24 protein-coding genes are annotated in these 25,569 nt (G+C 62.5%); 10 read left to right on the top strand and 14 right to left on the bottom strand.

Translation table 11 applies throughout. The features are described from left to right. Positions 1-8: 8 nt before the first annotated feature. Positions 9-1,262 (bottom strand): sarcosine oxidase subunit beta family protein, encoded by a 1,254-nt coding sequence (locus tag IB264_RS20605; protein WP_025424857.1) that lies wholly within the window; start codon positions 1,260-1,262, stop codon positions 9-11. A gap of 337 nt (positions 1,263-1,599) precedes the next feature. On the opposite strand from IB264_RS20605, the gene rpsU reads away from it, so the two are divergent. The 3 genes from rpsU to IB264_RS20590 all read left to right on the top strand — a co-directional run bounded on the left by rpsU (position 1,600) and on the right by IB264_RS20590 (position 3,695). Then, a complete protein-coding gene (gene rpsU, locus IB264_RS34710; protein ID WP_025424858.1) occupies positions 1,600-1,812 on the top strand; it encodes a 30S ribosomal protein S21 in 213 nt (70 codons plus the stop codon). Between the two features lie 263 nt (positions 1,813-2,075). Further along, complete coding sequence (locus tag IB264_RS20595; protein WP_038575705.1) at positions 2,076-2,960, top strand: tetratricopeptide repeat protein; 885 nt, start codon at positions 2,076-2,078, stop codon at positions 2,958-2,960. A 258-nt stretch (positions 2,961-3,218) separates the two neighbouring features. Continuing rightward, on the top strand, positions 3,219-3,695 hold the full coding sequence (locus IB264_RS20590; RefSeq protein ID WP_025424859.1) for a DUF992 domain-containing protein: 477 nt from the start codon (positions 3,219-3,221) through the stop codon (positions 3,693-3,695). Positions 3,696-3,848: 153 nt separating this feature from the next. Here the strand turns inward: IB264_RS20590 and IB264_RS20585 are convergent, their stop codons facing one another. From IB264_RS20585 to IB264_RS20560, 6 genes are all read right to left on the bottom strand, one after another. Continuing rightward, entirely contained in the window at positions 3,849-5,249 is a 1,401-nt protein-coding gene (locus tag IB264_RS20585) for an NAD(P)(+) transhydrogenase (Re/Si-specific) subunit beta (protein ID WP_025424860.1), read from the bottom strand. Between the two features lie 9 nt (positions 5,250-5,258). Then, complete coding sequence (locus tag IB264_RS20580; protein WP_025424861.1) at positions 5,259-5,678, bottom strand: proton-translocating transhydrogenase family protein; 420 nt, start codon at positions 5,676-5,678, stop codon at positions 5,259-5,261. After that, positions 5,678-6,826, bottom strand: a complete 1,149-nt coding sequence (locus IB264_RS20575; protein WP_025424862.1) for a Re/Si-specific NAD(P)(+) transhydrogenase subunit alpha — start codon at positions 6,824-6,826, stop codon at positions 5,678-5,680. Before IB264_RS20575 ends, IB264_RS20580 begins: the two co-directional genes overlap by 1 nt. A gap of 341 nt (positions 6,827-7,167) precedes the next feature. Continuing rightward, on the bottom strand, positions 7,168-7,392 hold the full coding sequence (locus tag IB264_RS20570; protein WP_025424863.1) for an aa3-type cytochrome c oxidase subunit IV: 225 nt from the start codon (positions 7,390-7,392) through the stop codon (positions 7,168-7,170). A 189-nt stretch (positions 7,393-7,581) separates the two neighbouring features. Then, complete coding sequence (locus IB264_RS20565) at positions 7,582-8,304, bottom strand: hypothetical protein (protein ID WP_234907904.1); 723 nt, start codon at positions 8,302-8,304, stop codon at positions 7,582-7,584. A 281-nt stretch (positions 8,305-8,585) separates the two neighbouring features. Then, entirely contained in the window at positions 8,586-10,895 is a 2,310-nt protein-coding gene (locus tag IB264_RS20560) for a bifunctional diguanylate cyclase/phosphodiesterase (protein ID WP_025424865.1), read from the bottom strand. Between the two features lie 419 nt (positions 10,896-11,314). Between IB264_RS20560 and IB264_RS20555 the strand changes: the two genes are divergently transcribed. Then, a complete protein-coding gene (locus IB264_RS20555) occupies positions 11,315-12,073 on the top strand; it encodes a gamma-glutamyl-gamma-aminobutyrate hydrolase family protein (RefSeq protein ID WP_025424867.1) in 759 nt (252 codons plus the stop codon). A gap of 98 nt (positions 12,074-12,171) precedes the next feature. On the opposite strand, the gene IB264_RS20550 is transcribed toward IB264_RS20555, so the two are convergent. From IB264_RS20550 to IB264_RS20540, 3 genes are all read right to left on the bottom strand, one after another. Then, positions 12,172-13,140 (bottom strand): 2-hydroxyacid dehydrogenase, encoded by a 969-nt coding sequence (locus IB264_RS20550; RefSeq protein ID WP_025424868.1) that lies wholly within the window; start codon positions 13,138-13,140, stop codon positions 12,172-12,174. 130 nt (positions 13,141-13,270) lie between these two features. After that, positions 13,271-14,293, bottom strand: coding sequence for a LacI family DNA-binding transcriptional regulator (locus tag IB264_RS20545; protein WP_025424869.1), 1,023 nt, complete (start codon positions 14,291-14,293; stop codon positions 13,271-13,273). Between the two features lie 93 nt (positions 14,294-14,386). Then, positions 14,387-14,884 carry a MarR family winged helix-turn-helix transcriptional regulator gene (locus IB264_RS20540; protein WP_025424870.1) on the bottom strand — a complete coding sequence of 166 codons (498 nt, stop codon included), beginning with the start codon at positions 14,882-14,884 and terminating at the stop codon, positions 14,387-14,389. Between the two features lie 113 nt (positions 14,885-14,997). Between IB264_RS20540 and IB264_RS20535 the strand changes: the two genes are divergently transcribed. From IB264_RS20535 to IB264_RS20525, 3 genes are all read left to right on the top strand, one after another. Then, entirely contained in the window at positions 14,998-15,789 is a 792-nt protein-coding gene (locus tag IB264_RS20535) for a creatininase family protein (RefSeq protein WP_025424871.1), read from the top strand. 100 nt (positions 15,790-15,889) lie between these two features. Next, entirely contained in the window at positions 15,890-17,287 is a 1,398-nt protein-coding gene (locus IB264_RS20530) for a hypothetical protein (protein WP_025424872.1), read from the top strand. Positions 17,288-17,375: 88 nt separating this feature from the next. Beyond that, positions 17,376-18,254, top strand: coding sequence for a glycosyltransferase family 2 protein (locus IB264_RS20525; protein ID WP_025424873.1), 879 nt, complete (start codon positions 17,376-17,378; stop codon positions 18,252-18,254). A gap of 31 nt (positions 18,255-18,285) precedes the next feature. Here IB264_RS20525 and IB264_RS20520 read toward each other — a convergent pair whose 3' ends face one another. Next, positions 18,286-19,377 (bottom strand): glycosyltransferase family 1 protein, encoded by a 1,092-nt coding sequence (locus tag IB264_RS20520; RefSeq protein WP_025424874.1) that lies wholly within the window; start codon positions 19,375-19,377, stop codon positions 18,286-18,288. Between the two features lie 198 nt (positions 19,378-19,575). Here IB264_RS20520 and IB264_RS20515 point away from each other — a divergent pair, with 198 nt between their 5' ends. Together IB264_RS20515 and IB264_RS20510 are read left to right on the top strand one after the other, a co-directional pair. Further along, entirely contained in the window at positions 19,576-20,670 is a 1,095-nt protein-coding gene (locus tag IB264_RS20515) for a GTP-binding protein (protein ID WP_025424875.1), read from the top strand. A 110-nt stretch (positions 20,671-20,780) separates the two neighbouring features. After that, positions 20,781-21,770 carry a WD40 repeat domain-containing protein gene (locus IB264_RS20510; RefSeq protein WP_025424876.1) on the top strand — a complete coding sequence of 330 codons (990 nt, stop codon included), beginning with the start codon at positions 20,781-20,783 and terminating at the stop codon, positions 21,768-21,770. A 224-nt stretch (positions 21,771-21,994) separates the two neighbouring features. On the opposite strand, the gene IB264_RS20505 is transcribed toward IB264_RS20510, so the two are convergent. The 3 genes from IB264_RS20505 to IB264_RS20495 all read right to left on the bottom strand — a co-directional run bounded on the left by IB264_RS20505 (position 21,995) and on the right by IB264_RS20495 (position 25,071). Then, on the bottom strand, positions 21,995-23,182 hold the full coding sequence (locus IB264_RS20505) for a ZIP family metal transporter (protein ID WP_025424877.1): 1,188 nt from the start codon (positions 23,180-23,182) through the stop codon (positions 21,995-21,997). After that, the gene (locus IB264_RS20500) at positions 23,179-24,264 is read right to left on the bottom strand and encodes a multicopper oxidase domain-containing protein (protein ID WP_171520449.1); all 1,086 of its coding nucleotides are present in this window, start codon (positions 24,262-24,264) and stop codon (positions 23,179-23,181) included. Before IB264_RS20500 ends, IB264_RS20505 begins: the two co-directional genes overlap by 4 nt. A gap of 363 nt (positions 24,265-24,627) precedes the next feature. Continuing rightward, positions 24,628-25,071 carry a glyoxalase superfamily protein gene (locus tag IB264_RS20495; RefSeq protein ID WP_057207659.1) on the bottom strand — a complete coding sequence of 148 codons (444 nt, stop codon included), beginning with the start codon at positions 25,069-25,071 and terminating at the stop codon, positions 24,628-24,630. A 272-nt stretch (positions 25,072-25,343) separates the two neighbouring features. Between IB264_RS20495 and IB264_RS20490 the strand changes: the two genes are divergently transcribed. Further along, positions 25,344-25,553, top strand: coding sequence for a hypothetical protein (locus IB264_RS20490; protein WP_038575712.1), 210 nt, complete (start codon positions 25,344-25,346; stop codon positions 25,551-25,553). Positions 25,554-25,569 lie beyond the last annotated feature (16 nt).

The raw sequence follows: 25,569 nt of genomic DNA, 5'->3' as shown, positions 1-25,569 counted from the left end.
CTTGGCAATCAGTGCGCAACGGCGGCAGCTGCCGCCTCGTCGATCAGTCGGCCGGTGCGGAAACGGTCGAGCGTCAGCCCGGCAGCCAGCCGATGCGGCTCGCCCCTCGCAATGAGGTGCGCAAAGAGGTTGGCCGAACCCGGCGTCGCCTTGAAGCCACCCGTACCCCAGCCGGCATTGAGGAACAGGCCCGGAACCGGGGTGACACCCTGGATCGGCGAACGGTCCTGTGTCACGTCGACGATGCCGCCCCACTGCCGCATCATCTTGACGCGGCGGAACATCGGGAAGAGTTCACAGATCGCATCCAGCGTATGGGTGATGATCTGCAGGCCGCCCGTCTGGGAGTAGGAATTGTACTGGTCGGTGCCGGCGCCGATGACGAGCTCGCCCTTGTCGGACTGCGAGATATAGGCATGCACCGAGTTCGACATGACGACGCAGGGGAACATCGGCTTCAGCGGCTCGGAGACCAGCGCCTGCAGCGGCTGGCTCTGCAGCGGCACGCGCACGTCGGCCATTTCCATCAGCACCGACGAGTGGCCGGCGGCAGAAACGCCGATCTTCTTGGCGCCGATGAAACCGCGACTGGTGTCGACGCCGGTCACCCGGCCGTTCTCGTCACGGCGGATGCCGGTCACTTCGCAATTCTGGATGATGTGCACGCCACGGTCGGACGCGCCGCGGGCATAGCCCCAGGCAACCGCGTCATGCCGAGCCGTACCGCCGCGACGCTGCAGCGCTGCGCCGTTGATCGGGTAGCGGGCGTTCTTGGCGATATCGAGCGGCGGGCAGTAGGCCTTGGCCTGTTCCGGCGTCAGCCACTCATTGTCGATGCCATAGAGGCGGTTGGCGTTGATATGGCGCTTGAACGACTGCTGGTCGTGGATGTTGTGCGAGAGCATCATGACGCCGCGCGGCGAATACATGACGTTGTAGTTGAGGTCCTGCGACAGGTTTTCCCAGAGCTTCAGCGAATGCTCGTAGATGTCCATGCTCTCTTCATAGAGATAGTTGGACCGGATGATCGTCGTGTTGCGGCCGGTGTTGCCGCCGCCGATCCAACCCTTTTCGAGCACCGCGACATTGGTGATGCCATGCTCCTTGGCAAGATAGTAGGCAGCGCCCAGCCCATGGCCACCACCGCCAATGATGATCACATCATAGTCCTTGCGGGGCTCGGGCGAGGCCCATTGCGGACCCCATCCCTTGTGGCCGCGCAAAGCCTCGCGCGCCACGGCAAAAACTGAATATTTGCGCATCCGCCTGTTACTCCATGAACCCCGGTGATCATTCTCGTTGGCGTTAGAAATCGCAAATCCGACGCCTGCGCAACGTTTCTTTTGCGACGCAAACGGGCGGACTTGCGCGGAGTTGCGACATCGCTGCATCACACCATCTGCGGCGCGATGATACACATAGCGTGGCGTCATTGCGGATTTTTCAGCACAGCCTCATGTCCTCGCTGGACTTTCCGCTGACGATCTGGTATCCGCACCTTCAATCGTCGAGCTTTCGGCTCAGCGAACGTAGCTTTTTTTGCCTCCGACACCTGACGTGAGGCAACAACTCGAAACAACCAAAGGAACGGGATTTCACGTGCAGGTACTTGTCCGCGATAACAATGTTGACCAGGCGCTCCGCGCTCTCAAGAAGAAGATGCAGCGCGAAGGCATTTTCCGCGAAATGAAGATGCGTGATTTCTACGAAAAGCCGTCCCAGAAGCGCGCCCGCGAAAAGGCTGAAGCCGTTCGCCGCGTTCGCAAGCTGGCGCGCAAGCGTGCACAGCGCGAAGGCCTCGTGGCCCGTTAATTTGTCGATTTTTCGACACTTTTCGATCTAAGTCGTGGCGGGGGCGAAATATCGCCGCCGCCTTTCTTTTGGTATGGACATCTTTTCCGTCGTCGGGCTAGCGTGACAATGCAGCCGGCAACGGTAGCCGGTCGCGGCGCTTGACGCCGGACGGTTTGCCGCAGGCCCTGGTAGCCTCGGCTGTGGGGCCCCGCGAAATTCGCCGGCCTCCTTGAACGGGAAGCCGTTGGCTTTCGGACCTAGTCGCATTGAGGGATCGACCTTTGACACTTGCTGCCATGACTGCGGACGTCGCCGGTTTCACCACCCAAGAGGCGCGCCGCCGCCACCAGCGCAAGCCGAAGCTTGCGGCCCTGTTCCTCCTCGGATCGGCTCTGCTTCTGTCGGCATGCCAGACCGAAGGGCCGGAATCGATGGCCAAGGTCGAGCGCGAACAGGGCTCCCAGGGAAATATCGCATCGCTGTCGAGCGTGATCGCCTCCAACCCGAGCGACCCCGAGGGCTATAACGTCCGCGGCTCCGCCTATGGCCGTGCAGGCGAATACCGACGCGCCCTGGCCGATTTCGATCAGGCGATCCAGCTCAACCCGCGCTTCTACCAGGCATATGCCAACCGCGCGCTCGTTCACCGCAACATGGGCAACACCCAGGCCGCACTTGCCGACTACAACATGGCGCTGCAGCTGAACCCCAACTACGACGTCGCCTATATCGGCCGCGGCAATCTCTATCGCCAGGCCGGCCAGCTCGATTCCGCCTTCAACGATTTCAACAAGGCGATCCAGCTCGACACCACCGACCCGCGCGCCTACCACAATCGCGGCCTGATCTACCAGGCCCGCAACCAGCACGGCCAGGCGATCGAAGACTTCTCGACGGCGATCTCGCTGTCGCCGAGCTCGCCGGAGCCCTATAACGGCCGCGGCATCTCCTACGTCGCCCAGGGCGATGACGACAATGCCTTCTCCGACTTCAACACCGCGATCACGCTCGACGGCAAGGTTGCCGAATCCTGGGCAAACCAGGCGCTGGTCTACGAGCGCAAGGGCGACAAGGCCAAGGCAGCGAAGTCCTACTCGCACGCACTGCAGCTCGACCCGAAATACGAGCCGGCGCGCGCAGGTCTCGCCCGCGTGAAAGCCGCTTAGCCTCTTAGGAGAGAAAAGCACTTCTCCCGTTTCAACGCCCGCGACCGGTTCGCGGCCGTTTTCGTTTTTTCGTCACGTCGTTGCGCCGCGCGTCCGGCATGACGCGTAAAGGACGCCGTAACGCCCTGAACCTGCTGCGTAATTTTGTCCATAAATCGATGTCGATTTAAGGAATTAGCCATTTGCTCCTCCAATGACGAACGGAACCTTCCCGGCCACCATCCGTTTGCCCAGGAACGAAAAACGGAGACTGAGCCAATGATCAAGAAAACCTTCATCGCGACACTGGCCCTGGCAGCCCTTTGCGCCGGCCCGTCCGCAGCGCAGAATTATGTCGCGCTCGGCCGCCTTGTCTGCGGCTCCGACGGCGGCACGGGGCAGATTCTGACCTCGACAAAGAACCTGCTGTGCACCTTCAGGCCCGCCAACGGCGCGCCGGCCGCAAGCTATGCCGGCACCATTCGCAAGATCGGCATCGACATCGGCAAGACCGGCAAGAGCACGATGGTCTGGGATGTCCTGGCCAAGACAGGTACTCCGATCACCAAATACGCGCTTGCCGGTGAATATTACGGCATCGGCGCCGACGCGAGCCTTGCCGTTGGCGGCGGCGCCAAGGTGATCGGCGGCGGTACCAACAAGGCCTTCATGCTGCAGCCAGTTAACGTGCAGGTCCAGGAAGGACTGAACATCGCGATCGGCGTCGACGAACTGACGCTCGCCCCGGCTAGCTGATAAGGCGAGATGACGAAAAGTCGGCAAGACGACCTTCGCCGGCAGTTCGACGCATCAAACGAAAACGCCCGCCATGTGGCGGGCGTTTTCTTTTCCAACATTTGACCCAACGGATAGACGCCTTTGTGTCGCTCACCCGAATGGCAAGGAACCTCAGTGGTTCATGGCCTTGACGATGTCTTCCGTCACCTTCTTGGCGTCGCCGAGCAGCATCATGGTGCCGTCCTTGTAGAACAGCGTGTTGTCGATGCCGGCGTAACCGGAGCCGAGCGAGCGCTTGACGAACAGGCAGGTCTTGGCCTTGTCGACGTCGAGGATCGGCATGCCGTAGATCGGCGACGACGGGTCGTCGCGGGCTGCCGGGTTGGTCACGTCGTTGGCGCCGATGACATAGGCGACATCCGCCTGGGCGAATTCCGAGTTGATGTCTTCGAGCTCGAACACCTCGTCATAGGGCACGTTTGCTTCCGCGAGCAGCACGTTCATATGACCGGGCATGCGGCCGGCAACCGGATGGATGGCGTATTTCACGTCGACGCCCGCCGCCTTCAGCTGATCACCGAGTTCACGCAGCGCATGCTGCGCCTGGGCGACGGCCATGCCGTAGCCCGGGACGATGATCACCTTGGAGGCATTGGCCATCAGGAATGCCGCGTCGTCGGCCGCGCCCTGCTTGACGGTGCGCTGGACGCCATCGTCAACAGCGGCTGCCGCCGCCTCGCCGCCGAAGCCGCCGAGGATGACCGAGATGAACGAGCGGTTCATTCCCTTGCACATGATATAGGACAGGATCGCACCCGACGAGCCGACGAGCGCGCCGGTGATGATCAGCGCCAGGTTGCCGAGCGTGAAGCCGATGCCGGCCGCGGCCCAACCCGAATAGGAGTTGAGCATCGAGACGACCACCGGCATGTCGGCGCCGCCGATCGGGATGATGATCAGCACGCCGAGCGCCAGCGACAGGGCGACGATCAGCCAGAACACGGTCGTGCTCTGGGTGAAGACCAGCATGATCACCAGGACGACGAGCGCGATCGCCAGGCCAGCGTTGACGAAGTGACGGCCGGTCAACAGGATCGGCTTGCCGGACATGCGTCCGTCGAGCTTGAGGAAGGCGATGACCGAACCGGTAAAGGTGACCGCGCCGATGGCGACACCGAGCGACATTTCGACCAGCGCCTGGGCGTGGATGTCACCGAGCGTGCCGATGCCGAAGCTCTCGGGCGCATACATCGCCGCGGCCGCGACCATCACCGCCGCCAGACCGACGAGCGAATGGAAGGCGGCGACAAGCTGCGGCATCGACGTCATGGCGATGCGGCGGGCGATGACCGCGCCGGCACCGCCGCCGATGGCAAGGCCGAGCACGATCAAGAGGAAGCCGCCGAAGGTGGGCTTGGCCAGCAGCAGCGTGGTGACGATGGCAATGCCCATGCCGACCATGCCGTAGGTGTTGCCCTTGCGGCTGGTGGCCGGGTGCGACAGGCCGCGGAGCGCCGTGATGAAGAGCACGCCCGAGACGAGATAGAGGAAGGCTGCGAAGTTAGCGTTCATCGGCCGGCCTCACTTGTCTTTTTTCTTGTACATGGCGAGCATGCGCTGGGTGACCAGGAAGCCGCCAAAGATGTTGACCGAGGCGAGCACGAGCGCGATGAAACCGAAACCGGTCGCAAGCCCGGAGGCCGAGATGCCGACGGCGAGCAGTGCACCAACGACGATGACCGAAGAGATCGCGTTGGTGACCGCCATCAACGGCGTGTGCAGGGCCGGCGTCACCGACCAGACGACATAGTAGCCGACGAAAATCGACAGGACGAAGATCGCCAGTCGGAAGACGAACGGATCAATTGCGCCGCCGGTGGCGCCGTGCGCGAGCGCGCCGGCAGCTTCCGCGGCATCGGGAAGGTTCAGCGCTGCCTGCTGGACAGCGGCAACCGCCTTGTCGAGCGCATCGAGCGCTTTTTCCAATGCTTCGTTCGCCATCAAAGATCCCCCTTCTTCTTCGGCTCGAAATTCGCATTGACGATGGCGCCGCCATGGGTGAGCGCCGTCGCCTTGACGAGCTCGTCCTCCATGTTGAGCGCCAGCGCCTTCGTTTCCTTGGAGACCATGGTCTCGAGGAAGGTCACGAGGTTCTTGGCGTAGAGACCGGAAGCCGATGCGGCGATCCGACCGGGCACGTTGAGGTGGCCAATGACCTTGACGCCCTCGACATCGGCGACCCTGCCGGCCTCGGCGCCTTCGACGTTGCCGCCGCGCTCGACAGCGAGGTCGACCGCAATGGAACCAGGCTTCATCGCCTTCAACATTTCGCGCGTGACGAGGCGCGGCGCCGGCCGGCCCGGGATCAGCGCCGTGGTGATGACGATGTCCTGCTTGGCGATGTGCTCGGCGACGAGTGCCGCCTGTTTCGCCTGATACTCTTTGGACATTTCCTTGGCGTAGCCGCCGGCGGTTTCGGCCGCCTTGAATTCCTCGTCCTCGACGGCGATGAACTTGGCGCCGAGCGAGGCCACCTGCTCCTTGGCGGCGGGACGCACGTCGGTCGCCGAAACCATGGCGCCGAGACGGCGGGCCGTCGCGATTGCCTGCAAGCCGGCAACGCCGGCACCCATGACGAAGACCTTCGCCGCGGGAACCGTGCCGGCCGCCGTCATCATCATCGGCAGCGCCCGGTCATATTCGCAGGCCGCATCGATCACCGCCTGGTAGCCGGCAAGGTTTGCCTGGCTCGACAGCACGTCCATCGACTGCGCGCGGGTGATGCGCGGCATCAGCTCCATCGCAAAGGCGCTAAGGCCGGCCTTGGCCATTTCGGCGACCGCATCCTCGTTGCCGTAGGGATCCATGATGGCGATGACGATGGCGCCGGACTTATAGCCGGCGATTTCGGCGCTGTTCGGCCGGCGAACCCGAAGGACGACATCCGCCGTCTTCGCATCGGCAACAGCACCGATCCTGGCACCAGCCTTCTCATATTCTGTATCCGGAATACGCGACAGAAACCCGGCGCCGGTCTCGACGACGACGTCGAAGCCCAGCCCTTTCAGTTTCTTCACGCTATCCGGCGATGCCGCAACGCGACCCTCGTTCGGATCCGTTTCCTTGGCAATAAAGACAATTTCGCTCACAAGTCCCCTCCCTGGCCGCAATCGAGCCAAGGCTGGAATGCGGGCATCCTGTCCGACTGCAAAGCGGCCGCTCATGCGAGCAGGCGCCCTCCCATGTGCAAAGCACACATTCCCCTGGAGACAGGCTCAGCCTGTCCTCCACTCTCCCCCTCACGCAGTGAGGATAAGCGCCGCGCGTTCTCCAACGAACGCTTCAAGGCGCTGCGAACTTTCATCAGCCGAAGCAAGACCATCGACGCTCCCGGTCGATGTCATGCGGCTTCAATCCGGACCTTGAGTCCGGCAGCCAAGGGCAAGCCTCCACCCGGCCTGTCCCTGGCAAGTCGTGTCAGTAGTGCCGATTAACGAAGGAAGAAGAAACCAGCGACGTTGATAAGGATGAACAGCACCAGCGAGCTGAAGAAGCCCATCGTGGTGAAGAAGGCGGCAGCCATGGCGATCAGCAGAGCCACGCAGAACAGCGTGAGGTATTTCGTTGCACTGAGGAAGAAATTGTAGGTCTTCTCGTGTTCCGCATAATCCATCGGAGCGCCCATTTCGACCGGTCCAGAATGATGCTCAGCCATCGTCCAATTCTCCCAGAATGCTGCGGCCCGACCCTTGGCCCTCGCCGCCCTTCAACCTTGATCCACGAAACGGCTTTGGCGGAAAACCGCACGGAAGCCCTTTAGCTGCCCATACACAATGCCAGGCCCGGGCGCAACGAAAACCCGCCGCTGCGCCCGGTCACCTGGGGCGATATGCCGCGTGCGTCTCTAGCGGAATACGGATGTGCGATAGGAACGGCCGGAACCGTTCTGTGCGATCCGCGCCGTCGGCAGAATCGTCAAAGGCGCGAACGGCACTTCCTGTCGGCCCGCGAACATCAGGCGACGCTCGAACGGCTCCGAATCGAAGATCGGATAGCGATCGAGGATCGAGGGCCGCTGCCCCCTCACCTGCGCAACCAGCAGCGCACCGTCGGCATTGTAGACGCCGAGGTTCTCGCGCTTGGCGACAACGGTCTCCGACGCAAAAATGCGCTTGTAGAACGCCGCATGCCGCGGCCGGCAGGCGGTCAGGCACCGGTCGGCGGTGAAGTATTCGCATGCCATCGCCACCGGGCGCAGCGTCAGGTAGGGAAGCGCGCGCATCTCGTCGCCGGTGACATCGGGGTCGACAGCCAACCGGCCGGGGTCGACCAGCACCATGCCCGCGTCGAGAAAGACGTCGATCTCGGGCCCGAAGATCAGCCCAGACGTGCTCGCCCTGTGCTCAGGCGTCACGTGATGAACACGCACCGTGCTGACCAGGTTCTCGTCGAGATAGATACCGAAGACATAGGCGTGACTGTCGAAATCGAGATCGTCGATCAAGGTCGAGCCGGTGAGTTCCATCAGATTGACGGCCTTGTAGGCCTTGTAGCGGAGCCGGGCGATATCCTCCATGTCCTCGCCCGTCTCGACCCGCCGGTATTCGACGCGATCGAGAAGAAGCATCAGCTTCTCAGAAAAACTCCCAGGCTCCGCCCGGTGAAGACCTTCACCCATTTCCTGACCCTCATGGTTAACAGATCGTTAACCTATTGACGGTCGGCACAGCAGCAACAACAAAATGGCACACATTACGATTAACCTATTGTTAACCTTAATATTTCGTAAAGTTTTATGGTTAACGATTGGTTAAGCCCGCCACCTCACCATCTTGGACAAGCGGCGGAGCAAGGAAGAGGATGGAGGACGCGGATCGCGGAGGAAATGACGGGCGACGTGGCGAGTTGTCAGGCGATACGCTTGCTTGACGGCGTGGTGACCGGTTTCTGGACACCATTCTTGCAGAAGGCCGCGATGGCGGACGCCGGCATCGGGGCCGCGAACACAAAACCCTGTATCAGATCGGCGCAGTGGTAGTCGTTGATCAGCTGCAATTGATCCGCCGTCTCCACACCCTCGACGACGATCTTCAGGCCGAGAGCACGACCGAGGTTGGCTGTGCCGCGCAGCAGCTTGAAGCGGCGCGAGTCCTCGCGGATGTTGCGCACGAAAGAGCGATCGATCTTGATGATGTTGACCGGCAGCGCATCCAGGTAGCTGAGGCTGGAATAGCCTGTGCCGAAATCGTCGATGGCGATCGTTATGCCGCTGTCACGCAGCTCGCCGAGAATGGCCTGCACCTTGGCCGGCTCATCCATCAGGCAGCTCTCTGTGACTTCGAGATGCAGCCGCGAAGCATCGAGCCCGGTGGCCCGCAGCGTATCCGCCACCACCGTGACGATGTCGTTGCTGCGCAGGTCGAGCACCGACAGATTGACCGAAACGGAAACCTCGCCGGGCCAGCCCATGCAATCCTTGCACGCCTGCTCCAGCACGAAGCGGGTGATCTCGGTGACGAGCCCCAGTTCCTCGGCAAGCTGGATGAAGACATTCGGCGGTACCGGGCCGCGCTCGGGATGCGTCCAGCGCGCCAAAGCCTCGCAGCATTCGAGACGCGCGCCGTTCGGCGTGAACATCGGCTGGTAGGAAAGCGTCAGGGCACCAGCATTGATCGCATCGCGCAGATCGCTCTTCAGTTTCTGGCGGTCGAGATAGCGGGCATCCATCTCTTCTTCGAATACGGTGCAGCCGCCCTTGTTGCGTGCCTTGGTTTCCGACAGCGCAAGATCGGCCTTGATCTGGAGTTCTTCCAGCCGGAAGGCGCTGCTCGGCACGAGAACGACGCCGGCGCTCATGGTCACGTTGAAGGTAAAGCCATTCGCCATATAGGCACCGCGCAACCCGGCGTGAACCGCGCGCATCTGCTCTTCGAGATCCGGCCGATGCATCCTGTTGGGGAAGAAGACGACGAATTCGTCGCCCATCAGGCGCGCGGCGATCGCCGTATTGCCGACCAGTGTCTTCAGCCGCCCGGCAATCGCCTGCAATAGCCTGTCGCCGACGATGTGGCCGCGCATGTCGTTGACATGCTTGAACTCGGCAACGTCGAGCACCATCAGCCCGACCTCGACGTCCTCCTTGCCTTCGAGCGCCACAGCGCTGTGGGCAAGTTCGGCGAAGTAATCGCGGCTCGGCAAGCCGGTCAGCGTGTCGAAGCGCACCATCTGAAGGATCTGTCTGTCGGCCTGGACGCGTGCGGTCACGTCCTCGAATATCAGCACGACCTCACCGTTCTCGTGTCGCCCAGCGGAAAACTCGAGAAAGAGGTTGTCGGTGACCGGCACCAGAACCTGAGTCTTCTTGCCCTTGATCAGAAGGTCGAGCTGCCGCGAGATCGCGCGCGTCTCTTCGACACTGAGCGACATGCGCCGGACGCCGCGGCGCACGACGTCATCCAGCAGCCGATCCCTCAGGTCGGCCTTGTCGCCCAGCATCAGCAGCGCGCAGGCGCGCTCGTTGGCAACGACGATCCGGTTGTCGCGGTCGAGCATCAGCAGCCCGTGCGTCATGTTGTTGAGTGCTGCGTCGAACTGGCCGGCGATCGTTGCGATTTCTCGGGCGGCCAGCACGTTCTCGTAGAGAAACGCGCGCACATTGTTGGCCATCATCCAGGTCGAAAAGATGAATGGCAGGATCAGAACCGCCAGGATGAGCATGAAACCATCCTGAAGCGTGATCAGCCCGATCACGATCGGCAGGCAGGCGGACGAGGACAGAAGCAGCACCGCCCGTTCGGAGCCGTAGTTTCGCCCGACCAGCGAGATCATCGACGCGAGCGTGACGGAGATGCAGGCCAGTTCCGAGAAGGAATCCCGGCTGACGGCGATCGCGTAGCCGCAGGCAATACCACAGGTGAGCGTCACGCTGACGCCGCCGAGAATGTAGCGATTCTCCCATTTCCGGACCATCGCTCGGTCGGCGTTGGAGAAATCCTGGCGATCAAAGCGCGCCATGTCGAGGTTGCGCAGCCCCCAGAGCACAACGATGGCGGCCGTGCAGAAGAGATAGAGCGGGTCGGTGGTCTTGAAATAGACGAGCACGAAAGTCACGACATGCGAAAGCATGCCGATCAGCAGAGTCCTGCGATGTTCGTAGAGCGAGCTCACGGACGACAGATAGACATCCGTCGGGAGAGCGCCCCGTTCATTGCGCGTCATGAACCCATAGCTCCGGTTTTCCGGATTTTTAGAGGCGATGATTTAACGAAAGATTTCGTGAAAACACCGCCTCCAAGCCTTGTATTGCAACATTCAAACGGTGCCCCATGGGAGTTTTTCCCAAACTCAACCTAGTATTGCGAAACCAACGGCCGGCGGATGCCTTCTACAACCATGCATAGACAAAATCACGTTTTGCTTTCTGACATTGTATTTAAGGCAATTCTGCTTGGCAAACATCATATCCACCGATTCACTCAGGATGTGGTTACCCAAAGCTGAAGAAAACGCATCAATTCCTGCCATGCACATACGAGCCTAGTTGCGGCCGGTATCACCATCACATCTGCGCGCTTCGCAGTTGACTTTCAGCCACATCTGGCGGCAAGGCTTTGCAAAGCGAGATACGGAGCCTGATGATGTCGAAACCTGTCGTTGCCATCCCCTGCGATTTCCGCGAATTCGACGGCAATGTTTGGCATGTCGTTGCCAACCAGTATGTCCGTGCCGCCGTCGAAGGCGCCGGCGTCATGCCCTTCCTCATTCCGGCGCTTGAGACCGGCAACGATATCGACGAGATCCTCGATCGCGTCGACGGCGTGCTGGCAAGCGGCGCCCGATCCAACGTTCATCCCTCGCTCTACGGCCGCGAGGCCAAGGACACCGACGGCCCCTTCGATCCTGGCCGCGATGCCACCAGCCTGCCGTTGATCCGGCGCGCGCTCGAGCGCGGCGTTCCGCTGTTTGCCATCTGCCGCGGCATCCAGGAGCTCAACGTTGCCCTCGGTGGCACGCTCGCAAGCGAAATCCAGGAGCAGCCGGGTGTCTGGGATCACCGCAAGCCCGACGTTTCCGAGCTGGATGTCGCCTACGGCATCCGCCAGGACGTGATCGTCAAGGAAGGCAGCTGTCTTGCGCCGGTGCTGGGTGCCGGTCGCGTTCGCGTCAATTCCCTGCATCGCCAGGCCATCGGCGCAACGGCGCCGCGCCTCGCCGTCGAAGCCGTTGCCGACGATGGCACCATCGAGGCGGTCTCGGTGATTGGCGCCAAGGCGTTCGCCGTCGGCGTGCAATGGCATCCGGAATACTGGGTGCGGACGGACGCACCGTCGGCGAGCCTGTTCAGGGCTTTCGGCGATGCCGTGCGCGCCTACGCGGCGCGGCGCATGGCCGCCTAGGGCATTTCCAGGAAAAGTGCGAAGCGGTTTTCCATCAGCAAATGCGCAAAAACAAAGAGATGGAGCGTTTCTGCACCTCCGTCTGAACCGGCAACGCTTTAACCGGCTCGGCGCGTGAACGGCGTTTCCGGCACTGGCGTCAGTGCCTTGCCGGTCGAAAACCAGGCCATGAGGTTATCGACCACCAGATCCGCCATGGCGTTGCGGGTAACAACCGAAGCCGACGCCACATGCGGCAACAGCGAAACATTCGGCAACCCCAGCAGCGCATCGGGCACATGCGGTTCGTTGTCGAAAACGTCGAGCCCCGCCCCCGCAATCACACCGGCCTGAAGTGCTGAGACCAGCACTGCCTCGTCAACCGTCGAGCCGCGCCCGACATTGATCAGGACGCCATTGCTTCCCAGTGCCGAAAGCACCGCGGCGTTGACCGTCTTTCGTGTCGCCTCCGTTCCCGGAACAATGACAACAAGCGTATCGACGGCGGCGGCAAGCCGTTCGAGCGTCGGGTGATAGGCATAGGCAAGCCCATCGCGTGGGCTGCGCGTATGGTAGGCGACCGAGACGCCGAAGGCTTCGAGCCGCTTGGCAATGGCAAGCCCGATGCGTCCGAGGCCGTAAAGCCCGACCGTGCGACCCCGCAATGACAAGGGCGAAAGCGCAAAGGCGCCATCCCGCACCCAACGCCCCTGGCGCAGCCACTGTTCCGCCTGCGGCAGCAGGCGCAGCGTGTTGATGAGCAGGCCGATGGCGGTATCGGCGACCTCTTCGCTCAGAACGTCAGGCGTGTTGGTGACGACGATGCCCTTGGAGGCGGCATGTTTCACGTCGACCCCGTCATAACCGACACCGAAATTGGCAACGATCTCAAGACCGGGCAGCGCATCCATCAGACCGGCGGGAACGCGGCCAGAGACGGCGATACCCCTGATATCGGCCATGTCTGCCGTCACAAGGTCAGGGTCCGCACGGTCCAGCCGCACGATCTCGAACATCTCGGGCAACCGCAGCAGCACCTGTTCGTTGATTTTTCCGGGCACGAGGATGCGGGGAAGGCTCGCGGACATGGGCACTCCTGGTATTAAAGCGCGTCGCGATCTCCAGGATTCGCTTGCCGCACTTTAGGTTCTTGCTTTTGTGCATGTCGCCTTCGCAAAACCGCTGCACACTTTTGCGCGACATGCATTAGGGATTTCTTCAGGCGGTGACGCGCAACGGGCCTGTCGACTGGCGGATGCGCATTTCCGGCTTGATCAGGTGGATGCCGTCGGGTTCGTGGCTGCCGGAAAGCTTGTCGAGAAGTGCGCGTGCCGCACTGCGGCCGACATCGGCCTGGCCGTTCCAGACGGTGGTCAGCGCCGGTGTCGCGATCGAGGCCTCCTCGAGGTCGTCATAGCCGGTGACGGAGATATCGACGCCTGGAACAAGGCCCGCACGCGCGATGCCGTTCATCATGCCGATCGCCACCAGATCGTTCCAGCAGACGACTGCGGTCGGCTTCTGCGGCAGCGACAGCAGATGCACAGCCGCCTCGAAGCCGCCCTGCTTGGAGCGCGGGCCGGGAATGCGCAATTCCGGATCGACCTCGATGTTGGCCTTGCGCAGCGCGTTGACATAACCCTGATAGCGGTCGCGACCGGTCGAGGTCTGGTCGGTGCCGCCGACCATGGCGATGCAGCGATGGCCAAGGCCGATCAGATGGTTGGTCGCCAGCGAGATGCCATAGGCGTCGTCGCCGCGGAAGATCGGCACGTCGAGCCCCTCAATCGAACGGGCGATCAGGATCGCCGGCATGCCGTTGTCCTCGGCAAGCTGGATATCTTCCGGCGGCGTGCCGATCGCCGGCGACATGATGACGCCGTCGCCGCCGAGCTGCAGCAGCGTTTCGATAAAATCGCGCTGCTTGTCGACCGAATCGTAATGGTTGGAGAGGATGAAGGTCTGCTTGTCGCGGTCGAGCTCCGCTTCGATCGCCTTCAGGATTTCCCCGTAGAACGGGTTCATGATGTCGTGCACGACGACGCCGATGATGCCGGACCGGGAGGTTCTGAGGCTGGCAGCGCGGCGGTTATAGATATAACCGAGTGCGCGGGCCTGCTCCTTGATCTTATCGCGTGTGAGGGTCGCCACCAATGGGCTGTCACGCAATGCCAGGGATACTGTTGCCGTCGAAAGACCGAGTGTTTCCGCGATCGTCGAAAGCTTGACTTTTTGCGCCACGATGCCCCCTGTTTAAGCCTAGTTGCCTACCCTCAAATTTAAATCCTATTTAAACTGTTTAAATCGCCGCCGCAATATGCCGCGAAACAAGGCTCAGTCGGCTGCGCGTGCCGCCTGCAGGTTGCTGTCGACAGCCCGCAAAAGCTTCATCAGCGTGCGCACCTGCTTGTCGGTCAGTCCGCGCGTCGCAAGGTTTTCCGAATGCTGGCCGGCCTCGGCGATCGTCTGCAGCCGGTTGCGCCCCGGTTCGGTGAGATAGACCTTGGTCAGCCGCGCATCGTCATCATCAGGGCGCCGCTCGAGGAAACCTTGCGCTTCCATGCGACCGATCGTGCGCGTCATCGTCGGCGCCTTGACGCCGAGCTTGGCGGCAAGCCCGCCCGCCGTCAGCCCGTCCATTTCGGCAAGCGCCAGCATCACACCGTCCTGGCCGGCATAGAGACCGCTTTCGAGCAGATTGCGCGACATCACCGTGCGCATCGAACGCGCCGCCTGGACAAGGATCGAGGCAAGATCGTGCGGTTCGGCGAGAAGATCGTCCTTCTTCTTGCCGTTCTTGCCCTTCTTTTCGGCCTTGTTCTTCTTGCCCATTGGACCTCCTGCCGAATCCCGCCTCAGACATTTATAGCAATACAGCTTGCGATTACGAACTGTATGACTCAAATAACATTTTTACGACAATTGACGTGAAGGATCGAAGAGAGATGTCGATGCCCCAAGCCCGATGGCAGGACAATCCGACCGATCTTCCGCAACAGGCCCGCCGCGACTGGATCGCCGTGCTGCCGCTCGGCGCCCATGAGCAGCATGGACCGCATCTGCCCTTCGATACGGACACGCTGATTGCCGAGGGTATTGTCGAACGCTGCATCGCCGCCCTGCCCGCGAACTTGCCCGTTACTTTCCTGCCGACCGAACCCGTCGGCTATTCGATCGAGCATATGGATGTGGCCGGCAGCCGGTCGCTCGGCTACGACGAAGCCGTGCGTCGCTGGCTTGGGATCGCCGAAAACCTGCACGGTCTCGGCCTCAGCAAATTCGTGATGCTGAACGCCCATGGCGGCAATTCGCCGCTGATGACGATCGTTGCGACTGAGGCGCGAGTGCGTTTCGGCATGCTGGCGGTGGCGACCAGCTGGACCCGTTTCGGCCAGCCAGATGGCTGGATCGCGCCCGAAGACAAGGCGATCGACATTCACGGCGGCGAGATCGAGACGTCGGTGATGCTGGCGCTCCATCCCGAAAAGGTCGAGATGGCGAAAGCCCGCGCCTTCCCCTCGCGCCAGAGCGACTACGCCGGACGCTTCCGGCATTTGCGCGCCTATGGCCCGCATGCCTTCGGCTGGAAGATGTCCGACCTCAACCGTGACGGTGTTGCCGGCAATGCCTCGGTGGCAACCGCGGCGCGCGGCGAACAGTTGCTGGCCCACGCGGTTACGGGCGTGATCGAGCTTTTGACCGATGTCGCCGACTTCGACATGACCGAATTCGCCTGAAGGACCGGCAGGGCGCGCCGACAAAACACTTTGTTTGTGCTTTTGCGCTATCAGCATGGACAGCAGCAAACGACGACAGGCGGCGCTAGGCCGGAACCCCATGGCGAAGATCATCGCGCTCGGCGCCTATTTCTACCAGGCCCTGATCGCCTTCGGCCTGCTGATCGTCGTCGCCCACTGGCTGGCCCCAGTCGACTATGCCGCCTATTCGCTGTTCATCTCGCTCAGCCAATTCGGCGCGATCGCCGCTTTCGAATGGGTGCGTTTCTCCTGCATGCGCTTCTATCCCGGCCAGACGGCGGAAATCGAAGCGGCGGAGCGGCGAACGATCGTTGCGGAGGCAGCGGCCTGCGCGCTTTTCTGCCTTGTCGCTGCGGCCGCGTCGCTCGCCTTCGGCGTCTCGCCGCTGGTGGCGCTGGTCGGCGGCCTCGTTGCCGTTGCGCAAGGCGGCAGCGACCTGCACCTGACCATGCTGCGCTTCCGCCAGGATTTTCGCGCCTTCTCGGTACTCCAGGGATCTCGCGCCACCATCCTGGCGGCGGGAACGTTGATCGGCGCGCTCGTATCGCCAACCTTCCTGTCGACGGTCACCGGCCTGCTTGGCGGTTATGCTCTCTACGCTCTGCTCGCAACCCTACTTTCGCGCAGATCAGGCCCGCGGTCTTCCGCCTCGCTCGACATGGCGCGCGTGCGAAAGCACCTCGTCTATGGCAGCGTTTCGGCGGGTGCCGCCAGCGCCTCGATGTTTGCACCGCTTGCGCTGAAGGCGATATTCACCTCGGTCCTCGGCCCCGGCGGCGCTGCCGGTGCGCTGCTGGCGCTCGATCTGCTGCAGCGCCCGTTCGTGCTGATCGTCTCCGCCCTCCAGGCGATCCAGTATCCCGAAATCGTCGCTGCTCACGACAAGGGCGGCGATACCCTGGCGCTTCGCCGTGAGCTCGGACAATACTACGCGCTGCTCACCAGCTTCGCGCTGATGATGGCGGCAGGCATCTTCGCCGTTCTGGTGCCGGCGACATGGCTGGTCATCAGCCCTGACCTGCAGGCCGGCTTCCTCGCGACGGCCCCGTTCGTCATTATCCTTTCGCTCGCGCGCGTTCTGACCCAGATCATGCTGCCGACACCGCTGCACTTGAAGCAGCGCCTGACCGCGATCTTCGCGCTCGCGGCCATCGACTGCGCGCTTCTCAATCTCTTCGCGCTTGCCAGCGCGTTCCTTTTGGCGCCAAGCGCCGCCACACTGATGGCAGGCGGCGCGCTCGGCGCCATATTCGCATCCTTGATCGGCCTGCGCCTGATGGCGACCTTGCCCTTCGACTTCACCTGGTCGCCGGTTCTCCTCGCCGCTGCCGGCCTTGGAGTCACCATTGTCGCCTTCGTGCTGTCTTACCGGTCCGCCACCGTCGCTACTGCCGCCGGGATTGTCATTGGTGGGGTCTGCTGCCTCTTGGCGCTCAATCGCCTGCGGCTCGGCATGCGCGCGTCAACCGCCGCGTGATCTCGGGCGCGATAGTGAACCGGGCGCGATAAGGAAAACTGAACCTCTTTCGGTTTAGATCTGGGCAAACCGAGAGGCGAAGAACACCATGAAGATCATTGTCGGAATAGCCACGGCGGGTCGCCGCGAAGTGCTGTCCGAAACACTGCTGCACCTGAGCCGGCAGGATCGCCAGGCGGACGCGATCCTCGTCTGCCCCTCGTCGCCGCAGGACGTCGATCTCGACTTTGTCAGCACGCTCGCATCGGAGATCACCCTGGTCACGGGCAGCAAGGGCTCCTGTGCGCAGCGCAACGCCATCCTCGACCACACGGGGACCGCCGATATCATCGTGTTTTTCGACGATGATTTCCTGCCCCAGTGCGATTTTCTGGCTGAAGTCGAAACCCTCTTCGAGAAGAGGGCCGACATTGCCGTGGCGACCGGCCTGGTGCTGGCCGATGGCATTCATGGCCCGGGCATCCCGGTCAAGGAAGGGTTGGAAATCCTTGCGCGCGATCGGGCAACGGGCAGACAGGCCACCCTCGAACCCGTTTACAACGCCTATGGCTGCAATATGGTTTTTCGCGTGTCGGCCATTGAAGCCGACGCCACCCGCTTCGACGAAAACCTGCCGCTTTACGGCTGGCAGGAGGATGTCGACTTCTGCCGCCGCCTCGCCCGCCACGGCCGCATTGTGCGCAGCGCCACCCTGCGCGGCGTCCATCTCGGCAACAAACGGGGACGTACTTCGGGTTTGCGCTTCGGTTACTCACAGGTGGCAAACCCGCTCTACCTTTTCCGCAAAGGCACGGTCGGTCTGGGCTGGGCATTGAAGCTTTTGAGCTCCAACATCGCCGCAAACATCGTCGGCAGTCTGAAATCTCAGGGGCTTGTCGACAGACGGGGCCGCCTTAAGGGAAACCTTATCGCCCTCGTAGATCTCCTACGCGGCAGGATAGATCCGCTGCGCACACTCGAACTCTAATCGCGCGTTCAGTTCCGAATAAGCAAGCTAGTCAGCCCTGCCCTGCGACCAGCAGGTTGAGCAGAATGACCGCGCTTGCGTTCCATGAGAACCGCATTGCATTTTCATGCCCCGAACGCCCCAGCTGTCGCCGAAGCGCATCATCGGCGGATATCTTCCGCATAACCTCGACGAGGGTTTCCGCCTTCGCCGGATCGAAATAGAGAGCCGCCTCGCCGCAGGCTTCCCTGACCGGGGGTATGTCAGCGGCCAGCACCGGGCACCCTTGTGTCATCGCCTCGAGCGGCGGGATACCGAACCCTTCATAGAGGCTCGGGAACAGGAAGGCGGTGGCGTGGCGCTGCAGCCCGGCGATCTCGGCGTCCGTCAGCCGCCCGGGAAAGATCAGGTTGCCCCGCGACGTCGGGGCGATGTCGCGAAAAACGCTGGGATCCGTACCGCCGACGACCACGAGCTTGCTGCCGGTAGCACCCAGGGCTTCGAAGGCACGCACCGCAAACTCGACGTTCTTGTTGGGCTTCAGTGTGCCGACGAGAAGGAAGAAGGGGGTCTCGGCAAGCCCCAGCTTCGCAACGATCTCCCGGTCCGGCTGAAGGTCGGAAAAGTGATCTGTGGCGTTGTAGATCACGTCAATACCCGATGCTGGAACGCGAAAGACATCCGCCAGTTCACCGCGCGAAAAATAGGAAACGGTGCCGATCTTCGCGCGACGCGTCAGGATGTAGCCGAGCGCGCCGTGGAACAGCCGGTAGCCGCGCCCGAAGGAAGCCGGATGACGGAAGAGCGTGACGTCGTGGATCACCACCACTTGGTCGGAATGCAGCACCGGTCCGCTGCCCCCGAGGCCGACCAGCGTATCGCGCCGCGTCCGCCAATAGAGCGGCCCCTGCTCCCAGAGATGGCCCGGGCCTGAGCCGAAACGCTCGATCGATATCGCCGACAGTGGCAGATCATCCGGCGCGGACGCTGGAGCCAGCAACCGCCAGCGCACATCCTTCAGCGCCGGCGGCACGTCGCCCGCGGCAATGCGGGCATCGAGCGCGCGGGTGATCTCGCGGGCAAAGCGCTGCACGCCGGTGAGCGGCTGAGTCAGGAACCGGCCGTTGATGGAAATCGTCTTCACGCATGCACCCCTTCGGTAGGACGCGAACTCTCCCTGATTTTGATGAAAGGAGCGTTATCGCTGCCCGGTTCGCCCGTCCCGGAGGCGGCAAAGGCGTGGCCAAAATCGGCTTCGCCATTTGCGCATCGCCGCCGCATCTCCTATATGAAACGCGACATGGATGCCCGCTCCCCGCATCCCGAGATCCCAGAGGTTCCCATGACCGAAACATCCCCGCAGAAGCCGATTCCCGTCACCGTGCTCACCGGATATCTCGGCGCCGGCAAGACGACGCTGTTGAACCGCATCCTCAGCGAGAACCACGGGCGCAAATACGCCGTCATCGTCAACGAATTCGGCGAGATCGGCATCGACAACGACCTGATCGTCGAATCCGACGAGGAAATCTACGAGATGAACAACGGCTGCGTCTGCTGCACCGTGCGCGGCGACCTGATCCGCGTGGTGGAAGGCCTGATGCGCCGGCCCGGTCGCTTCGATGCGATCATCGTGGAAACCACCGGTCTTGCCGATCCGGTTCCGGTCGCCCAGACCTTCTTCATGGACGACGATGTGCGCGCCAAGACCGAGCTTGATGCCGTCGTCGCGCTGGTAGACGCCAAGCACCTGCCGCTCCGGCTGAAGGACAGCCGCGAGGCCGAAGACCAGATCGCCTTTGCCGACGTCGTGCTCCTCAACAAGACCGACCTCGTCAGCCCGGAAGAGCTGGAGCGGATCGAGGCGACGGTTCGCGTCATAAATCCGTCGGCCCGCATCTACAGAACGCAGCGCTCCGAGATCGACCTCACCAAGGTTCTCGACCAGGGCGCGTTCAACCTTGAGAGAGCGCTGGAAAACGACCCGCATTTCCTCGACCAGGACGATCACGAGCACGATCACACCTGCGGCCCGGATTGCGGCCACGATCACCACGATCATCATGACCATGATCATCACCACCATCATGATCACGACCATCACCACCATGACCACGCCCCCTCGCCGATCCATGATGTGACGGTGCAATCGATCTCGCTGCGCGGCGGCGAGATGAACGCTGATCGCTTCTTCCCCTGGATCCAGAAGATCACCCAGACGGACGGCCCGAACATCCTGCGCCTGAAGGGCATCATCGCCTTTGCCGGCGACGCCGAGCGTTATGTCGTGCAGGGCGTGCACATGATCATCGAGGGCGACCATCAGCGTGCCTGGAAGGAAGGCGAAAAGCGCGAAAGCCGCCTGGTCTTCATCGGCCGCGACCTCGACCGCGAAAAGCTGGAGCGCACGTTCAAGGCCTGCGAAGCTTCAGCCTGATTCCGGAAGCCGCGATGCGGCTCTAAGATCAAATTAAGGAGAGCATGGCGTCGGTCCTTTTCGGCATCATGCTCCAACAGCATGCCGAACCAGGGGACCATGACAATCTGATGCCGACAGTCGCTCCGCTCGATCTCGAAGGCCACGTCGTTGGCGTGGCCTTTCTCAAGGGCATACCTTTCTTCGCCGAAGCCACCGGCGCCATCCACCGCCTCGACCACGGCCACAAGACGACGGAAGTCCACGAGGGCCTGCTGTCTCTGGTTCTCGACGAGGCGAACGAAACGCTTCTGACCGGCGGCGAGGACGGCAAGGTGATGCGCACGGCTGCCGACGGCACCGCGACGCTGGTTGCCGAAGCGCCGCGCAAGTGGATCGCCCAAGTCGCAGCCGGCCCGCAGGGCGCCGTCGGCTATGCCTATGGCAAGACCACCCATGTGCGGCTGGCCGACGGCACGACGAAAGAATTTGCCGAGGAGCGCACGGTCGAGGGCGTCGCCTTTGCGCCGAAGGGCTTGCGTGTTGCCGCCGCCCGCTACAACGGCGTGTCGATGCACTGGGTCGCGACCGCGGGCCAGCCGATTGATCTCGACTGGAAGGGCGCCCATACCGGCGTCACCTTCTCGCCCGACGGCCGTTTCCTCGTGACCACGATGCAGGAAAATGCCCTGCACGGCTGGAAGCTCGACGCAAAGCCCGGCGGCGAGGCACGCCACATGCGCATGACCGGCTACCCGGCCAAGGTGAAGTCGCTCTCCTGGTCCGCGAAGGGCAAGTGGCTCGCATCTTCGGGCGCGCCGGCCGCCATCGTCTGGCCCTTCCAGGGCAAAGACGGACCGATGGGCAAGGCGCCGCTGGAACTCGGCACCCGCGCCGACATCATGGTGACTTCCGTCGCCTGTCATCCGGCCGAAGACATCGTCGCCATCGGCTATCAGGACGGCATGATCCTCGCCGCCCGTTTCGCCGACAGCAAGGAAGTGCTGTTGCGCCGTCCCGGCAAGGGTGCGGTCACCGCCATGGCCTGGAGCAAGGACGGGCGCCAGCTCGTTTTCGGCTCGGCCGAGGGCGACTGCGGCATCGTCGATATCGCCGGATAACATTCGCTCGACGCTCTTCGACGGCGTTAGCGCAGTTGCCCCTCACCCTAACCCTCTCCCCGCAAGCGGGGCGAGGGGACGTGGCATACGCTCTGTCAAAGAATGCCGAAATATCTGGCCGGACGAAACCGCGCCACGAGTCCCTTCTCCCCGCCTGCGGGGAGAAGGTCGCGGCAGCGGGATGAGGGGCTGCCAAATCGCTCATGACAGCGATCCACAAACAATCAGATTTTCACCACTGCCGCGGTCACGTACATGAAGGCGACGCCGGCAACGAGCCCGCTCATGACGGGCGGCGTCAGGAGGACCTCGATCCGCTTTCCGCTCTGGCGCATCAGGTAAGCGCTGACCTCGACGATCACCTGCAGGATCGCGCCGGCCCCGATCGCCAGCGCCAGCGCCGACCATTGCGCCGACGTTGCCAGGCTGCCGAGCCACATGCCGATCACCGCCGGCCCGCCGGCAAGCAGCGTCAGGCCGACAAAGACCCATAGCGAGGGCCGCTGTTTCAGGATCGGCGCGGCGATGCCGATGCCTTCGGTCACATTGTGCAGGGCGAAGCCGAGCACCAGGAAGGTACCGAGCCCGGCCGATCCTGCGGCAAAGGCAGCACCGATCGCCAGCCCCTCGCCGAGATTGTGCAGCCCGATGCCAAGCGCGATATAGGTGGAAAGCGCCAGCCCGGTCGGCACGCCGCCGCGCCGGCCGATCGCCATCAGCAACAGGAAGCTGCCAAGCCCCGCAAGCACCACCATGACCGGCCCCTGGAAAATTGCCGCGGCCTGCGACGCCAGTTCCAGGGCTTCCGCACTTGCATCGATCAGCAGGAAGGCGAGCAGGCCGATCGTCAGCGACAATAGAAACGCCATGCCCGCCTGGCCGACGCCACGCAGCAGCGGGTAGAACATCAGGCCGACGGCGACCGGCACGATGCCGACGATGATGCCAACCAGCGCCTGCAGTCGCAATTGACCTGCCGTCGCCTGCGGCGTCGGCACGGCAACGGCAATGTCGTGGGCGAAGGTGGCGCCAGTGTTGGTCACCACCTTCAGCGCATGCGCCTCGCCCAGCATCCATGGGAAGGGCAGGCTCAGCCATGCCGCCTTGCCCCGCGCGATCGGACCAGGCGGATCCTGGGTGAATTGCCAGTAGGCGTCATCCACCTGAACCTGCGCCACCGTCATCGGCTCCGATCCACCGGCGCGAACCAAGAGGCGAAGGCCGCTGTCGTCGAGCACGGTTCGTTCGAAGGTCAGGTTTTCCACCGGCGGCGCGCCGTTGCGAAAGCCCGACAGCGGATCGGCCGACAGGATCCAGGCGACGGCGATGGCCAACGCGATGAGCGGCAGCGCCAGCCAAACCAGATTGGTTTTCGCCGCACGGATAGCGGCCCTCGGCAGGGTTTCGTTCATGCCAGCGCCTCCACGACGTCGAACATGCCGACCCAACCCAGTTCGGTAAACTCGGTCTGGTGCGGATGGAACATGTAGAGGCCGGGTTCATGCTCGGCGAAGGTGAACTCCAGAATGCCGCGCTGTGCCTGGCACTGGGTGATGAGGTCGACAGTTCTAAGCGTCGGCGTCAACGTCGTTCCCTGGTCGTAATAATCGAAGAAGTTCGCGTGCAGATGGAACGAATTGATCGGATCGAACTCGATGACATTGATGAGGTAGATGCGCACCGGCTTGCTTTTCACGATCCGGATGGGCCGCTTCATGAAGGCATGGGCGACGGTGTTGACCGCGTAAAATTCGTTTTCGGCATCGAAGTTGGTGTCGAAGGCGTTCATCACCATCACCAGTTCCTGCCAGCCGGCGTTCTCCGGCGTGCCGATGAGCCGCGAGCGGGCGACGTCGATCTGATCCGGATGGCGCTCCGGGTCCGGGTCGATGACGAAGGCGCCGTACATGCCCTTGTGGATATGCCGACGCAGCGGCATCGCATGGCAATGATAGAGATGGCAGCCGAAAGGCTTGGCGTCGAATTCATAGACGAACTCATCGCCGGGATCGACCATGCCGGCCCCCGGTACGCCATCCATCCGCGCCGCGTGAATGCCGTGAAAGTGGATCGAATGCGGGTGTGAGGCGTAGTTGCGAAAGACGATGCGCAGGCGCTCGCCCTCCTTGGCCCGAAGCGCCGGGCCAGGCACGCGGCCGTTATAGGTCCAGGCCGGAAAGGTGATGCCCGGCGCGATTTCGATGTCGCGATCCTCGGCAGCCATCTCGAAGGTCCGGAGCGTTCGCCCATCCGGCAGTACCGAGACGGTGCCGGTGTCCCAGTCGGTCAGCATGTCGGTCGGATCGAAACCGTTGGCGGTGTTATCGACGTCGCCGACCGTCATCATGGCGCCGTGCCCCATCGCCGGCATCGGTGCCGCCATGCCTTCGGACGCCCGCGCGGCCATCTGGTGGCCGCCACCGTGGGACGCGATCTGCGCCGGCGCCGCGCCGGCGCAGATCGCGGTGCCGCCGGCGGCCGCCAGCCCACCCATCAGCAGGCTGCGCCGTTTCAGCAGATCTTGCCTCACCGAATTGTCCATAGAAGTCGCCCCTCGCCCGATACGGCTCCACGTGTCCGCTCCGGATTGCAGAGGCGATGCCACAAGGCCCGATTTGATCGGCTCGCCTTATTGCGAACCGTTCGCAACTACATTGATAATGCAAATGCAACTCATTCGCAACTAATGATGATGCCAACGGATGCGATGAACGGATTGGTGCATCAGTGGGGTATCGTCGCGCGAAAAGCTACGGTGATTAAGTCCCCGAAGCACTTGGCTTCGGGGAAGTCTGCTGAAAAGCCAACAGCCGGCAAGTCGCAACCGTGATGATCGCACGGCAGCAGCAAGGGCCGCTCACCATTCCAGCTCCAACTGTGGGCGGCCGTTGGACGTCTTCTCGATCGTGCGCCCGGTCTCGTCGACCGTCGCGGTCACCCGCTGGCGAAACGCGGAGAAACTCTCGAAGGTAACGACATCGACCGGCTCGTCGAATTTCATCGTCAACCGGTAGCGCCCCGGCTGGGCCGTCAGCGCCTGCACTGAAAGGATTTCGCCTTCGAAGGGCTGACCGAGATAAAGGCCCTTCACCCGCGAGCCGAGCATCCAGGGATTGAACGGCGGCCGATTGCCGGCGGCAGCGTGAAGCGTGTTCCAATCGCGGTAGCCATATTGGGCGGCGACCAGTTCGAGGGAACGGGAGTGGTTGATATTCTCGCCTTCGCAGGATAGCCGCGATCGCAGGCGTTTCGCCTGGTCCTTGAGGGCATCGAGCGATGGTAGCGTGTTTGATCCGCGCATCATGACAGGGTCTCCTGCTGCGGCATGCATTATCAGAGATGGGAGCCCGCATTGCCACCGGTTCGCATGCCGTTTCGGCTGACCGTGTCTGAAAGAAGGGCTTCACCAAAGCATGACGCTCGCGGACGGCAGGGGCCCTTGCCCTCCGCGTCCATTAGGGCCAGCGACCTGAACTGTCAAATCCGGCGTTTTGCCTTGCCGACGAAGAAAAAGAGCGGATAACATGTCTGGGGGTCATCAGCTCATCGTCTCAAGACGAGACGCAGCACCTATTGCGCCTATCTCTACCGCGCAAAACGCAGGCGCTGACGGCATCGCTGCTGCTCGGGCCGGAGAGGAAGCCTCAACTCGAAGTCGATTACCCCCACTCCCTCCAGCGCGAGACCGATCCCGAGAAGGACCATCGCGTCGATCTCGTCGTCGCGCGCTCGGTGGATCTTTCTGAACGCATTCTGGCGGTTGCTCCGACGCCAAAGGTGTGAGACAGATTCGCCCTGC

The sequence above is a fragment of the Ensifer sp. ENS11 genome (assembly GCF_014851895.1).
Taxonomy (GTDB): Bacteria; Pseudomonadota; Alphaproteobacteria; order Rhizobiales; family Rhizobiaceae; genus Ensifer; species Ensifer canadensis.
This window is presented reverse-complemented; position numbering and strand designations above follow the sequence as displayed.

Excerpts from the sequence above, each read along its gene's own strand:
- IB264_RS20605 (WP_025424857.1), bottom strand. The coding sequence starts at position 1,262 with ATGCGCAAATATTCAGTTTTTGCCGTGGCGCGCGAGGCTTTGCGCGGC.
- IB264_RS20590 (WP_025424859.1), top strand. The coding sequence starts at position 3,219 with ATGATCAAGAAAACCTTCATCGCGACACTGGCCCTGGCAGCCCTTTGC.
- IB264_RS20585 (WP_025424860.1), bottom strand. The coding sequence starts at position 5,249 with ATGAACGCTAACTTCGCAGCCTTCCTCTATCTCGTCTCGGGCGTGCTC.
- IB264_RS20580 (WP_025424861.1), bottom strand. The coding sequence starts at position 5,678 with ATGGCGAACGAAGCATTGGAAAAAGCGCTCGATGCGCTCGACAAGGCG.
- IB264_RS20570 (WP_025424863.1), bottom strand. The coding sequence starts at position 7,392 with ATGGCTGAGCATCATTCTGGACCGGTCGAAATGGGCGCTCCGATGGAT.
- IB264_RS20565 (WP_234907904.1), bottom strand. The coding sequence starts at position 8,304 with ATGCTTCTTCTCGATCGCGTCGAATACCGGCGGGTCGAGACGGGCGAG.
- IB264_RS20560 (WP_025424865.1), bottom strand. The coding sequence starts at position 10,895 with ATGACGCGCAATGAACGGGGCGCTCTCCCGACGGATGTCTATCTGTCG.
- IB264_RS20555 (WP_025424867.1), top strand. The coding sequence starts at position 11,315 with ATGTCGAAACCTGTCGTTGCCATCCCCTGCGATTTCCGCGAATTCGAC.
- IB264_RS20550 (WP_025424868.1), bottom strand. The coding sequence starts at position 13,140 with ATGTCCGCGAGCCTTCCCCGCATCCTCGTGCCCGGAAAAATCAACGAA.
- IB264_RS20540 (WP_025424870.1), bottom strand. The coding sequence starts at position 14,884 with ATGGGCAAGAAGAACAAGGCCGAAAAGAAGGGCAAGAACGGCAAGAAG.
- IB264_RS20535 (WP_025424871.1), top strand. The coding sequence starts at position 14,998 with ATGTCGATGCCCCAAGCCCGATGGCAGGACAATCCGACCGATCTTCCG.
- IB264_RS20530 (WP_025424872.1), top strand. The coding sequence starts at position 15,890 with ATGGCGAAGATCATCGCGCTCGGCGCCTATTTCTACCAGGCCCTGATC.
- IB264_RS20525 (WP_025424873.1), top strand. The coding sequence starts at position 17,376 with ATGAAGATCATTGTCGGAATAGCCACGGCGGGTCGCCGCGAAGTGCTG.
- IB264_RS20515 (WP_025424875.1), top strand. The coding sequence starts at position 19,576 with ATGACCGAAACATCCCCGCAGAAGCCGATTCCCGTCACCGTGCTCACC.
- IB264_RS20510 (WP_025424876.1), top strand. The coding sequence starts at position 20,781 with ATGCCGACAGTCGCTCCGCTCGATCTCGAAGGCCACGTCGTTGGCGTG.
- IB264_RS20505 (WP_025424877.1), bottom strand. The coding sequence starts at position 23,182 with ATGAACGAAACCCTGCCGAGGGCCGCTATCCGTGCGGCGAAAACCAAT.
- IB264_RS20500 (WP_171520449.1), bottom strand. The coding sequence starts at position 24,264 with ATGGGTGGGCTGGCGGCCGCCGGCGGCACCGCGATCTGCGCCGGCGCG.
- IB264_RS20495 (WP_057207659.1), bottom strand. The coding sequence starts at position 25,071 with ATGCGCGGATCAAACACGCTACCATCGCTCGATGCCCTCAAGGACCAG.